This window comes from uncultured Paraglaciecola sp. (assembly GCF_937123705.1).
Lineage (GTDB): Bacteria > Pseudomonadota > Gammaproteobacteria > Enterobacterales > Alteromonadaceae > Paraglaciecola.
This window is the reverse complement of the sequence record NZ_CAKZKO010000022.1, coordinates 1-12,235: the sequence shown is the minus strand read 5'-3', so window position 1 is coordinate 12,235 and position 12,235 is coordinate 1. Positions and strand designations below refer to the sequence as shown.

Annotated in this window: 12 protein-coding genes and 1 pseudogene; 7 read left to right on the top strand and 6 right to left on the bottom strand. The window is 41.5% G+C overall.

Annotation, left to right across the window (positions count from 1 at the left end; genetic code table 11):
• The first annotated feature begins 76 nt into the window (after positions 1-76).
• On the top strand, positions 77-562 hold the full coding sequence (locus Q0688_RS03260) for a hypothetical protein (RefSeq protein WP_299073135.1): 486 nt from the start codon (positions 77-79) through the stop codon (positions 560-562).
• A 401-nt stretch (positions 563-963) separates the two neighbouring features.
• On the opposite strand, the pseudogene Q0688_RS03255 reads toward Q0688_RS03260, so the two are convergent.
• Positions 964-1,969, bottom strand: a pseudogene (locus Q0688_RS03255) (transposase).
• A gap of 122 nt (positions 1,970-2,091) precedes the next feature.
• On the opposite strand from Q0688_RS03255, the gene Q0688_RS03250 reads away from it, so the two are divergent.
• The 5 genes from Q0688_RS03250 (at position 2,092) to Q0688_RS03230 (ending at position 7,227) form a co-directional block, all read left to right on the top strand.
• Complete coding sequence (locus Q0688_RS03250) at positions 2,092-2,301, top strand: hypothetical protein (RefSeq protein ID WP_299073133.1); 210 nt, start codon at positions 2,092-2,094, stop codon at positions 2,299-2,301.
• 183 nt (positions 2,302-2,484) lie between these two features.
• A complete protein-coding gene (locus Q0688_RS03245; RefSeq protein WP_299073131.1) occupies positions 2,485-3,972 on the top strand; it encodes an HlyD family efflux transporter periplasmic adaptor subunit in 1,488 nt (495 codons plus the stop codon).
• Positions 3,972-4,694, top strand: coding sequence for an ABC transporter ATP-binding protein (locus tag Q0688_RS03240; RefSeq protein ID WP_299073129.1), 723 nt, complete (start codon positions 3,972-3,974; stop codon positions 4,692-4,694). The genes Q0688_RS03245 and Q0688_RS03240 overlap by 1 nt, the downstream gene beginning before the upstream one ends.
• Complete coding sequence (locus Q0688_RS03235; RefSeq protein ID WP_299073127.1) at positions 4,691-5,920, top strand: ABC transporter permease; 1,230 nt, start codon at positions 4,691-4,693, stop codon at positions 5,918-5,920. The genes Q0688_RS03240 and Q0688_RS03235 overlap by 4 nt, the downstream gene beginning before the upstream one ends.
• Before the next feature lie 1,001 nt (positions 5,921-6,921).
• A complete protein-coding gene (locus Q0688_RS03230; protein ID WP_299073125.1) occupies positions 6,922-7,227 on the top strand; it encodes a DUF2845 domain-containing protein in 306 nt (101 codons plus the stop codon).
• A gap of 126 nt (positions 7,228-7,353) precedes the next feature.
• On the opposite strand, the gene Q0688_RS03225 is transcribed toward Q0688_RS03230, so the two are convergent.
• The 4 genes from Q0688_RS03225 to Q0688_RS03210 all read right to left on the bottom strand — a co-directional run bounded on the left by Q0688_RS03225 (position 7,354) and on the right by Q0688_RS03210 (position 10,519).
• Positions 7,354-7,971 carry a PolC-type DNA polymerase III gene (locus Q0688_RS03225; protein WP_299073123.1) on the bottom strand — a complete coding sequence of 206 codons (618 nt, stop codon included), beginning with the start codon at positions 7,969-7,971 and terminating at the stop codon, positions 7,354-7,356.
• Positions 7,972-8,045: 74 nt separating this feature from the next.
• Entirely contained in the window at positions 8,046-8,486 is a 441-nt protein-coding gene (locus Q0688_RS03220) for a hypothetical protein (protein WP_299073121.1), read from the bottom strand.
• 181 nt (positions 8,487-8,667) lie between these two features.
• Positions 8,668-9,825 carry an iron-containing alcohol dehydrogenase gene (locus Q0688_RS03215; protein ID WP_299073119.1) on the bottom strand — a complete coding sequence of 386 codons (1,158 nt, stop codon included), beginning with the start codon at positions 9,823-9,825 and terminating at the stop codon, positions 8,668-8,670.
• A gap of 28 nt (positions 9,826-9,853) precedes the next feature.
• A complete protein-coding gene (locus Q0688_RS03210; protein WP_299073193.1) occupies positions 9,854-10,519 on the bottom strand; it encodes a type 1 glutamine amidotransferase domain-containing protein in 666 nt (221 codons plus the stop codon).
• 153 nt (positions 10,520-10,672) lie between these two features.
• Between Q0688_RS03210 and Q0688_RS03205 the strand changes: the two genes are divergently transcribed.
• Entirely contained in the window at positions 10,673-11,617 is a 945-nt protein-coding gene (locus Q0688_RS03205) for a LysR family transcriptional regulator (protein ID WP_299073117.1), read from the top strand.
• Between the two features lie 9 nt (positions 11,618-11,626).
• On the opposite strand, the gene Q0688_RS03200 is transcribed toward Q0688_RS03205, so the two are convergent.
• On the bottom strand, positions 11,627-12,235 hold a 609-nt coding region (locus tag Q0688_RS03200), incomplete at its 5' end, for an acyl-CoA dehydrogenase family protein (protein ID WP_299073115.1).

The window sequence follows — 12,235 nt, the reverse complement described above, 5'->3', positions numbered from 1 at the left end:
GACCGCTGCAATCCATTTTACACTTAGGGTTTTAGATCTTAATTTTAAAATATCTCTTTCACTTAGGAATACCATCATGCTTCTGCGTTTCAATTTATTACTCCTACTTTTATCACTATGCTTAATCGCTTGTTCAAGTAAACCAGAGTACAACAAAGGGGAGCCTAATCAATTCAGCACTGATATTCATTCCGATGGCTCAAAACGTTTTACATTGTCTATGACCTATGCAACCGAAAAACCTAAGGGTGAACGAGGTGAAAACAAACGCTCTGGTAAAAGAGGAGAGGGTGAACGTTCAGGCAAAGGTAGAGGTGGTCGCGGACAATCAGGTCAAAAACGCGATGAAAAGCAAGTGAGCTTGCCTGAATATGCTGAGTACATTTCAGACGATGAAAGACGTGAGTCTATTATTACATTGCTAGAGGAAAAAATAGCTGAAACTGGCTATTGTAGACTTGGGTACATTGAATTAGATTTTTCGCAAATGCCTGAAATAACCGAAATAACAGGTGAGTGTGTTGAAAGCGCCACAGACCAAGATAAGCAACAGTGGGATTAGTGAATTGGCATAGCACTTTGTGTCTCAATCTTTAGGCAATAGTGTTGATTGTCAGCCATGACCATAGCGTTTTTTAAGGCCATTTTTACCGTTGCGATTTCTGTTTGCTTAAGCAAAATATATGGAGCCGGCCGTGAGGCGGATCTTAATCAGATACAACACACAACAAAAAGTTAAGAAGCTTAAGTAGACACCCAAAATAATAAAGTAACCAATCACAAGCAAAATCAAAGAGTAAAAAGTGGTAACTGCTTGCTCAATTTTAAGTTTTTCAGTGGAGTGGTGAACTTATTTAGGGATGGGTTAGAAGAATGTTCTTAAAAACGTGACTTAGCTCAAATTGCAGGCAGCATGATTGAGTCACGTTTTTTGAGGGGCTGTAGTGTAAATCTGTTTGAAGCTTAGGCTGACTGAAGCAAGGCTCTGGCCTTTGCCATCCCTCGTATGCGTTGATGGTCAGTTTGTTGTTTGAATTGTTGTAACATATGCTCAGCGCCTACTGCTGTGCTGAAGTGTTGCTCAATATAACCTGCTTTATCATCTCGAATACATCGACCTGTTGAATCAACCAACTCACTGTAATCAATCAAGCTAAAAGCAATGCCTTTAGGCATATCTTGTCTGTGATTGCCTACTAAACGCATAAGCTTTTTGGGTTGCTCTCCATTGATTAATGCATGAATGCGTTGTTGAATACTAGTGTGTTTCGACGTTTCTGGTGTGGTTTCCATTTTGGCTCGTATCGGATTTAAGTCTACATAAGCCATACAGGCTAATACCGCCGTTTCATCTAACAACGCTTGGGATTTAAACCGCCCTTCTCACAAATTTTTCTGGAAAAAAGTTGAACAGCTTCAGCTGGCCCGCGGGGTGAGCGCCAAGGATGGCGGCGAATAAAACCGGCCTGTGCAGTCATCTTCTTTGTTCGCTTCACGGGCAATATGCTCATTGAGATTACGCATCAGCCAACTAATATCATATAAACGCTGGCGAAAAACCGTCACGGTCTCTTCTAAACTGAACCATTCACCTTTGCTGAGTTTGTCCTCTATTTGAAATTTTTGAGTCAATAACGTGCCTTGATACAGTTGATGCCAACGCCTTATGACTTCCTCCACCGACCAACTCTCAGCCATGTCTTTGTCAACACACAGCACCACATGGGTATGATTACTCATGACGGCATAGGCGCAAATACGGTAGCCGCGCTATCGATAGAAAATACCGAAGATAAAAACAACAAACGCTTCTCTACCCAAGCTCTAAGATGCTCATAACTTTGCCCTGTAAATTTGTCTTCAGCGCGGCTGCCGCACCACACAAAAAAGAACGGCGGACACAGCGGGAAACACAATGATAAAACGGGGTATCGATTAAACTGATTTGGTTTTTACGTGGTTGAGGCATGACAGACCATCCTTGGTTATGTGAGAGCCTTTAAGCTTAGTTCATGAGCGCTTTATTGCTATATTTTAAAGTGGGTGTCTGCTTTAGCTATAGGTGGAAACCTGGTTTTTGAGAATAATACTGTGACACAATCAGGTGAAACCGAAGGTACCCTAATCAAAAATCGTGGAATAGTGAACCTAGTATTAAAAGGTAACACCTTTAAAAATAACCCGGTTAAATTGATTGCCGTTCTTTGGGGAGAAAAAGGTCAGAAACCAGAGAATAATACCATTAACCATTCAGGCAAAATTGAAATCGTACAAAATTTGAAACTGAAATTAATGTACTGATTTAAATCAGACTTACCTATTTAAAACAGGCAATTAGCTCCTGAATTACAACAGGAGCTAAAGGTGTTACCTATTGAAACACCTTGGCGTTGCAACTTTACATTACCTTGACGTTACTAAGGTCTTATTTATGTTTTAATTCACCTGTCAGAGCAGCCGCTCTTATTGTGATGGGGTAAAGGCATGATTAAGTTACAAACAGTTGTGAAAGCGACCATTACTGTTTTGATGGTTATAGTATTGTGGTGGTGGTTGATCCCCGAACAAAGCAATGAACAAATTAAATATTACACTCAGGAAATCACCCTGGGTAAAATTGAAAGTACGGTAAATTCCTCTGGTACAATTTCACCAGTAGTTACTGTTGATGTGGGATCCGAGTTGTCAGGATTGATTTCGCAACTTAATGTGGACTTTAATGATGTTGTTACTAGTGGCCAAGTCATTGCTCGAATTGATGATCGGACGGTGCAATCTAAATTACGTCAAAGTGAAGCCGATTTAGCTTCGGCCCGAGCCTCATTGGTACAGTTACAAGCCGGGTTGACTAAAGCGCTCACAGAAGAGAAATTGGCTGAACGTGAAGTTCAACGTACCCGCGAATTACGTCAAAAAAAGCTAGTCAGTGAATCAGAATTAGATATTAGCGAAACAACTTACCAACTATCAAAGGTGAGTATCGAAACAGCTAAAGCGGCTATTTTGGTAGGTGAAGCCAGAGTTCAGCAGTCATTATCGAGTTTAGAGCAGGCTAAGTTGGACATCGATAGAACATACATTCGTTCGCCTGTTGATGGTGTGGTTATTGACCGACAAGTGGATAAAGGGCAAGCAGTATCGGCAAGTTTATCCGCTCCAACCCTTTTTTCGATTGCCCAAGACTTAGTTTCGATGCAAATAGAAACCGATGTTGATGAAGCGGATATCGGGCGTATCAAACAGAATCAAAAGGTAAGATTTACTGTGGATGCTTACCCAGAACACAATTTTTCTGGAACGGTTAGCCAAGTACGTAAATCAGCCACAGTGACCAGCAATGTCGTCACTTATAAAGTAATTATTAGTCTTGAGAATAAAGACTTGTTATTGCTACCAGGAATGACCGCCAACGTTGACATTATATTGGGTCAACGAGACAACGTATTACGGGTAAGTAACTCTGCTTTACGGTTTACCCCAGAAGGCCAAGCAACCGATAGCCAAAAGGGTAATGGTCGAGATATGTCAGGTCGAGCAATAGAACTTGGCGAACAACTCAATTTAACTGCTGAACAACAAAAACAAATGGCTGAGGTGCTGACTACTATGCAAACTAACATAGCCGCAGCCAGAGAGTCTGCACGTGGAAGCAGAGGTGGAAGACCACCATCAGGCCCTAATGATGCAATGAAAAACATTCGTAGCCAAACGGATATTGCGTTACGTGGATTTTTAAGCCCAGAACAAATGCAACAATACCAAGGGTTGAATCAGCAACGTCGTAAACCTCGTAGTAGTCAGGAGGCAAATAATGATTTTCAGCGAGGAGTTGTGTGGGTGCTGCGTGATGGAGAACCACAGCGTATAAATGTCAGAGTGGGTATCGCTGATTTAGAATATAGCGAGATTAAATCAGATGATTTGCAGGAAGGTGATGCCGTTATCACTCGTGCACAAAGAGTGACTAACTAATGTCAGACCCATTGATATCAGTTAAACAAGCTAAAAAGATCTACCAGATGGGTGAAGAAAAAGTCTTTGCACTAAAGGGCGTAGACTTACAAATTGAACAAGGTGATTTTGTTGCAATTATGGGCTCTTCTGGTTCAGGTAAGTCAACCATGATGAATTTATTAGGTTGTTTAGATATTGCCACTGAAGGCAGTATAGCCCTAGATGGTATTGAGCTTTCTCATTTAACTAAAAATGAGTTAGCGACTATTCGCAACCAACGTATTGGATTTGTTTTTCAGCAGTTTAATTTATTGCCACGCACTAGCGCACTCGACAATGTCACCTTGCCTTTGTTGTACAGTCAAGTGCCAGAGTCAGAGTGGCCCAAGCGGGCTAAACTTTGTTTAGAGCAAGTAGGGCTTGGCAGTCGTATGGGCCACCATCCTTCGCAGCTATCGGGCGGACAACAGCAACGTGTTGCTATCGCCAGAGCATTGGTTAATGAGCCTGTGATGATTTTGGCTGATGAGCCTACAGGCGCGTTGGATACCCAAACAGGATTAGACGTTATGGCATTATTTCAGCGACTCAATCAGCAAGGAAAAACCATTATATTAGTCACCCATGAGCCTGATATTGCTGAATTTGCTAAGCGTAAACTCATTTTTCGCGATGGTGAGTTGGTGGCTGATGAGCGTAATCCAAGCCCTCGAGTCGCTAATGATGGTGAGCAAGAATGAAGATATTCATACTATTGAAAACTGCTATTACGGCTTTACGGATCAATTTGTTACGCAGCTTTTTAACTATGTTAGGCATTATTATAGGTGTATCGGCAGTGATTATTATGGTCGCCATGGGGGCAGGAGCGCAGCAACAAGTCGATGAGCAAATCAAGTCATTAGGCGGTAATGTGTTTTTTGTTACGGGAGCTCGTCTATCCAGTGGTGGAGCGCGTGCAACATCTGTGGTAAAAATTAATGAAAACGATGCAAATTTGATTGAGAATCAGGTGCCTGGAGTTGAATCAGCCGCTCCTTATCTATCTGCAAATGGTCAAGTTATATATGGCAATCTTAATTGGTCAACTGAAATTAGTGGTATCGATAATCGCTATTTTTTAGTGCGAGACTGGCCTATAGCGACAGGGCGTCAGTTTACAACTCAAGAAATTAACAGCGGCGCAAAAGTCGCTATTATTGGTGAACGTTTGCGCTCTGAACTATTTGGTATGAGTGAAGCCATCGGCCAAACCATGAGAGTGAAAAACTTTAATGTGACGGTAGTGGGTATTCTGGAAGAGAAAGGTCAAGATGCTCGTGGTGAAGATCAAGATGATGTGATTTTTTTACCAATCAAAACTGTGCGCAATAGAATAACGGGTATCGATTCTACCAACACTAAATCGGTAAGTTTTATCCAGGTCAGCGCCTATGACGGTGAGGATATGGATTACATTGAAGCCGAAATGACAATACTATTACGGCAACGGATGCGAATTCCTGTTGATGGTGACGATATGTTTAGGATCCGTAATGTATCTGAAATGATTTCTACGCGAGCCGAAACTATGCAGGTATTCAATACATTATTAGCTTGGGTTGCCTCGGTAAGTTTAGTGGTAGGCGGCATTGGCATAATGAATATCATGTTGGTATCAGTGACAGAGCGTACTCGTGAGATTGGTCTACGTATGGCCGTAGGGGCAAAACCTGCTGATATTCTCAAACAGTTCTTAATTGAGTCCATTGTTCTGTGTGGGTTAGGAGGCGGGACTGGCGTTATCATTGCCTATTTATTTGTTTACTTAGGTAACAACTATGGCATAGGTGCTGGCGGTGTTATTAATACTGATGTGGTATTAATTAGCTTGGGTTTCTCCGCTTTCATCGGAGTGTTTTTTGGATATTATCCAGCCCTGAAAGCATCTCGTTTAGAACCCATTGATGCTCTACGTTATGAATAAAGCAGTTAAATAAACTAGTTCGGCATGGCTTATGGTGGTTTTGAGTATAGGTAAAATAAAACGTCATTTTTCATAAAATGAAAATACATCTTGCCTCATATTTACCTCTCTTTTATATCCTTGAGTGAGTGAAAATCGGTTGTTTTTAGTCTATTACTCAACCGTTTTCACGTATTTCAGAATTCAAAACAAGCGCCTCCCACTGTTGTGCAAACCAGTTTTAAATATTGCTTTTGTTTATGATGATGAACTGCTTTTATTCAAACAGACTTATCTGAGGTGGCGCTCAAATAAAAGAGTCAGAGACACTTTAATTAAACTTAACTCTAAACCAGTTGGAGAAAGCCTTAATATGAGTTGCTTTTCAGCTATAAAAAATAATTGCTAATGTCTTCTTTGTCGGAATGTTTGTCGTTAGCAAGATGGATGTTTAGGTCCGCTCAAAGCAGTCTGTCAGGTTTGATAAATTAGATGATTATTTCTGGCCCGAAATAGTTTGATAATTTAAATTGTATTATGACGGTTTTAGGTCGCTTTTTGCTAATCTGCTAACGACAAAAACTCCGACATTGCCGACATAAGAGATTCGGCACTCTGGTGAAACGTCATCACAGCAACCCTAGACTTTTATAAAAAGTAATCAAAACCTAGGGGGGGCAAGATCATATTCCACATAACTTAATGACCTTAGTGTCAAACTGCCTGTCTTCCATTGTTAAAGAAGACGTTGCGGAAACTATTTCAGATAAATTACTTATAAAATTACTAAATCTATCGCCTTGTATCAAAAGTAAAATAAATAAATGACCTATGCAGTAGGCATCGATTTGGTTAGGATTTGGGTAATTGAACTGGCTTTTAGGGTTGTTTACGAAGAAAGTAAGGCTATTAATTTGCAAAAACCTTGCTCCACATTTGCGTTGAATATTTGAGCAACTAATCACTTGATTACTTATGGCTAAATATTTTTCTAATATCCATTAGAATAGGAATTTGACTAGATGAAAGCTTTTCCCAAAGTAGTAATAATTAACATAAGTATATTAATAACTTTACTCTCAATGCCTGTTTATGCAGAAAGCTTTAGATGCAATAGCAAGGTAGTGATGGTTGGCTACAGCTCTTTTGAAGTCAAAGACAAGTGCGGTCAACCACAAGATGAAGAGGATATTGGCTATGTTATGTTTGATGGTGAGTATGCAAGCGTCAAGCGATTCGTCTATGATTTTAGTCACGGAAAATTACTAAAAACATTAGAGTTTCACAATGGAAAACCCTTTAAAATTAGTGATGGCTCACGAAGATGAACTCTTAGTATTTGGATAGAGGATTCTATGTCTTTTTGTCGGCGTTAGTAGCACTAGCTACTTTGTGGTGGCAATGACGATTTTAACATTAAGCGCAGCAATGTGCTTTAAGCTGCGTCACAATGGTTACCCTGCTTGCAGCAATCTAGTTACTGCGTTTTTGGGTGTTTTAGCAAGCTTTTGAATGAATGTGAAAGGCACGGATTGTGCCGTTGTTAACTGAGAAATATCTTCCAACATCGATACCCACAATTTAGCGGTCATTTCTGAGTCGTATAAAGCTCGGTGAAAATCACCCTCCGAGGGGATATTTTTATAGGCTATTAACGAGCCTAATTTATGATTAGGTGCATCATGATATAAACGCCTAGCCACCAGTAAAGAGCACGCAAAACTGCCGGTGTAGTATCTAGCAATTCTGCTTAATTCAGCATCCAAAAAGCGTTTATCAAATGAGGCATTGTGGGCAACAAGGTTACTGTCACCCATGAAGTTAGCAAACTCGTCCATGACTTCATCACAAGGCGCGGCTTGGCTTAACATTTGATTCGTGATGCCAGTGTAGTTTTCAATAAACCCACTGATACGTTTCCCTGGGTTCATTAGCGCTTGAAAGCGTTCAACCACCCGCCCTTTTTCAAGACGTACAGCGCCTATTTCTATGGCCCTGTCTCCCATGTTAGGTGACAATCCAGTGGTTTCGAAATCGAGTACAATAAGGGAGTCGGCGCAGGTTTGCGTCATGGAAGATTTACCTGTTTAATCTAATCTAGATATTTTATCAAATATTTAGCTAAAAAATTAACAAGAAATCCATGTTAAGGATCATTATCTTTAGGCTGGGCTACGTTATCAGACTTAACTAACACTTCAATTTTTTGTTCAACCTCTACCATTTCATCTTCTGGTTTATCTAGCATAAAGGCACTGGGCAAGACATTCACACCCAATTTCTCACCCAATTTAACCACAAAGGGTAAAGTAATAGGTGCAAATGGTAAGACTACAAGGACGCCCAATCCTAATCCACGGATGACATCAACAAACTGTTTATTGGCGGCTTCCATTTCTTGCTTACTTGCCTGCCCTTTGCTGAATCGTTTGTAGGTACTCAGCATAAGTTTGGTTTCGCGGCTTTCTTGGGCCAGTCCTTGTTTAACGGTTAACAAACCCTGCTTGATTGGTATCAGCGCTCTATCTTTTACTGCTTCGTTTTGGCGCTTAACGGATTGCGTTATCCTAATAATGTAGTGCTTCAAAACGTGTCGCCTTTGGAAAGTAAGTGCTTTGATTATAATGGACTAAGGGCGTTTTTAGCATCCCAGTTTTTATTACGCGTTATACCAATACAACAAAGCGTAACGCGAGAAATATTGACTTTAATAACAAGCCAACTCGTATCCGCTTATGTAATACGAGCTAGCCTACTCCGATACCTTATTACAGAGCAGCGTTTAATATTTCGCGGCTTACATCTGGTGTCACTGTACTGTGCTCACCTAACTTGACCATGCCGTGCTGGGTTAATTTTTCGATTAACACATCAATATCCGCTGCGCCTAGATCCACATGAGATAAACGGGTTGGCACTTGCATAGTGGTGAAAAACTGCTCAGTTAATTCAATAGCACGATCGATACGCGCATCGTCATCGCCTTCTTTCACATTCCAGATACGCTCAGCATACTGCAATAGTTTTTCACGCTTGGCTTCCTTACATACTTTCATCACAGCCGGTAATACAATGGATAAAGTCCGCGCATGGTCGATACCGTGTGTACCTGTTAATTCGTGACCAATCATGTGGGTTGCCCAATCTTGTGGTACACCCGCTCCAATTAAGCCATTAAGTGCCATAGTTGCCGCCCACATAATGTTGCCACGGATTGCTAAGTCTTTAGATGTTTCAGGTGCCAGTGCTTTTGGTCCTTCTTCAATCAAGGTCAGCAATAGTCCTTCAGCAAAACGGTCTTGTACCTTAGCATTGACACTATAAGTCAAGTACTGCTCCATGGTGTGCACAAACGCATCCACGACACCATTACCTACTTGGCGTTCAGACAATGACAGGGTGACAGCAGGATCAAGCACCGCAAATATAGGACGAACTAATGGGCTGTTAAAAGGCAATTTAGTACCGTTTCGGGTTACTACCGCGCCTGTATTCGACTCAGATCCCGTTGCTGGCAAAGTCAGTACACAAGCAAGGGGTAATGCTTTTTTAACCCGTGTTTGTTTGGCTAATATATCCCAAGGATCATCACCTTCAAAAAACGCTGCAGCCGCAATAAATTTAGAGCCATCCACCACCGAACCACCACCAACCGCTAGAATAAAGTCGATATTATTTTCTTTAATAATACTTTGTGCCTTCATTAACGTATCGTAACTTGGGTTAGGCTCGATGCCTGAAAATTCAAACCAAGTATGCTTGGTTAAAGCTGCTGTCACTTGGTCATAAACGCCGTTACTTTTGATTGAACCGCCACCGTAAGTCACCAATATTTTGGCATCAAGGGGGATTTGTTTGCTTAGTGAGGCGATTTGACCTTCACCAAAGCGAATTTGAGTAGTATTTTGAAAACTAAAATTTAGCATGAATATTGTTCCTATTATTATTAATAATTTAAGCTAATGATGTTAATAATTTTTTTGCGGCTAATTCTGAACTCGCGGGATTTTGGCCGGTAATTAGTAAACCATCTTGGATCGCAAAGGCATTCCAGTCTGCAACTCTTTGATATTTTCCACCACGTTTAATCAATTCATCTTCCAGTAAAAAAGGTACGATCTCGGTTAACTGAACAGCATCTTCTTCACTATTGCTAAAACCTGTTACCCCTTTGCCTTTAACAACGTACTCACCGCTAGCATCCTTAATATTCAAAAAGGCCGCGCTTGCGTGACATACTGCGGCTATAGGTTTATTAGCGGCTAAGAAGCTTTCAATCAGTGAAATTGAGGCTAGGTTATCGGTAAGATCCCATAATGGACCATGACCACCAGGATAGAAAACCGCATCGTAGTCAGAAGCGTCAATATCAGCCAATATAGCAGTATTAGCCATTAGTTTTTGTACTTCTTTATCCGCGTCATAACGCTTAGTTGCTGGTGTTTGAAAATCTGCTAACTCACTCTTAGGATCAACAGGTGGCTGACCACCTGCTACAGACGCTAAGGTCACTTTTAAGCCTGCATCTGCAAAGACATAAAAGGGTGCTGCAAATTCTTCCACCCAAAAGCCAGTATCTTCACCCGTATTGCCTAACTCAGCATGTGAAGTAAGCACCATTAAGATGTGTTTAGATGTGTGTTGTGTATTCACTGTTTTTCTCACATTTATATTAAGTTGCAGCGAGTGTAAGTCTTAATGCAATTTCTAACAATATTAATAAATTGGACTACATTATTCTAATAATTGATACAATGTTTGATATGATGACACATGAACTTATATTTCGAACAACTTAAAAGCATGGTGGTTTTTGCTCAAGTTATTGAGCAAGGCAATCTCACCGCTGCCGCAAAACATATTGGATTATCCCGAGCGGTGGTCAGTTATCACATTAAAAAGCTCGAATCTCAGCTTGGAGTAAAACTGCTCAATCGTACTACGCGATCATTGTCCTTAACCGAAGCAGGGGCCGAGTATTACCAATCTTGCAGGATCATTGCCGAGCGAGCCACCACAGCTAACCAGCAAATAGAAAACCTCAAAAACGAACCCGAAGGGCTGCTGAAAATTACCTGCCCCGTTAACGCGGGTTTACAAATGGTCGTGCCAGCGTTGAATAATTTTCGCGATCTATACCCCAAAATAGACCTCGATGTGATGCTAACTGATGAGGTAGTAAATATCGTGCAAGAAGGCATTGATCTTGCGATCCGTGGTGCTCCTTTACCGGACTCAGGTTTACAAGCCAGTAAACTTGCTACATTGCCCACTTGTTTATGTGGTTCTCCTGACTATTTCAAAAAACGAGGGCGGCCTACAGAACCCTCTGATTTACAACAACACGACTGGATTGTTTATAAAATGACCTCGGGCGCCATTGAACTTAGTAAAGGTAAACTTTCGTACAGCGTTGCAGTGAAAGGCGGTATCAGTACCAACAATGCCGCCGCACGTACCGCTTTTCTGGAAGGTGGTCATGGAATAGGGCGAGTGCCGGTATATGACGCACTGCCCAAGATCCAAGCGGGCAGCCTTGAGTCTGTTTTAGATGATTACCAACTAAAAGACATAGACATATTTGGTGTTTTCCCACCGGGAAGTGCAGCTTCAAAAAAGCTACGGTTACTATTGGATCATCTAAAAGAATACTTCATTAAAATCGAGCGTCAAACACAACATGCTGTGCCCAGTGTAAGGCGCTCAATGTCTAAATAGCATGACCGGTTAGTAGAAAGCCTGAATATCGGTAATCGCACGCCCTAAAATCAAGGCATGCACATCATGTGTGCCTTCGTAGGTATTTACCGCTTCAAGGTTCATCACATGGCGAATCACCCCAAATTCATCGCTGATACCGTTACCACCGTGCATATCGCGGGAAACCCGTGCCATGTCGAGGGCCTTACCACAGTTGTTACGTTTCATCATCGAAATAAGTTCAACAGGACATTGGCCCGCATCCATCAAGCGCCCCATTTGTAAGCAACCTTGAAGTCCCAAGGTGATCTCGGTTTGCATATCTGCCAGTTTCTTTTGAATCAGCTGATTGGCTGCTAAAGGGCGGCCAAATTGCTCGCGATCTAGGGTGTAGGTACGAGCAGAATTAAAACAAAACTCCGCCGCGCCCATGGAGCCCCAAGCAATGCCATAACGGGCTTTATTTAAACAGCCAAAAGGCCCAGCCAACCCTTTGATTTCAGGAAACATGTTTTCTTCAGGTACAAACACATTATCCATCACGATTTCGCCCGTTATCGAAGCACGTAGTGAAAACTTACCTTCAATTTTGGGTGCTGATAATCCTTGCATGCCTTTTTCAAGCACAAAGCCACG

Coding starts and splice junctions, on each gene's coding strand:
- Q0688_RS03215 (WP_299073119.1), bottom strand. CDS start 9,825: ATGCTAAATTTTAGTTTTCAAAATACTACTCAAATTCGCTTTGGTGAA.
- Q0688_RS03230 (WP_299073125.1), top strand. CDS start 6,922: ATGAAAGCTTTTCCCAAAGTAGTAATAATTAACATAAGTATATTAATA.
- Q0688_RS03240 (WP_299073129.1), top strand. CDS start 3,972: ATGTCAGACCCATTGATATCAGTTAAACAAGCTAAAAAGATCTACCAG.
- Q0688_RS03235 (WP_299073127.1), top strand. CDS start 4,691: ATGAAGATATTCATACTATTGAAAACTGCTATTACGGCTTTACGGATC.
- Q0688_RS03225 (WP_299073123.1), bottom strand. CDS start 7,971: ATGACGCAAACCTGCGCCGACTCCCTTATTGTACTCGATTTCGAAACC.
- Q0688_RS03205 (WP_299073117.1), top strand. CDS start 10,673: ATGAACTTATATTTCGAACAACTTAAAAGCATGGTGGTTTTTGCTCAA.
- Q0688_RS03260 (WP_299073135.1), top strand. CDS start 77: ATGCTTCTGCGTTTCAATTTATTACTCCTACTTTTATCACTATGCTTA.
- Q0688_RS03210 (WP_299073193.1), bottom strand. CDS start 10,519: ATGGTGCTTACTTCACATGCTGAGTTAGGCAATACGGGTGAAGATACT.
- Q0688_RS03245 (WP_299073131.1), top strand. CDS start 2,485: ATGATTAAGTTACAAACAGTTGTGAAAGCGACCATTACTGTTTTGATG.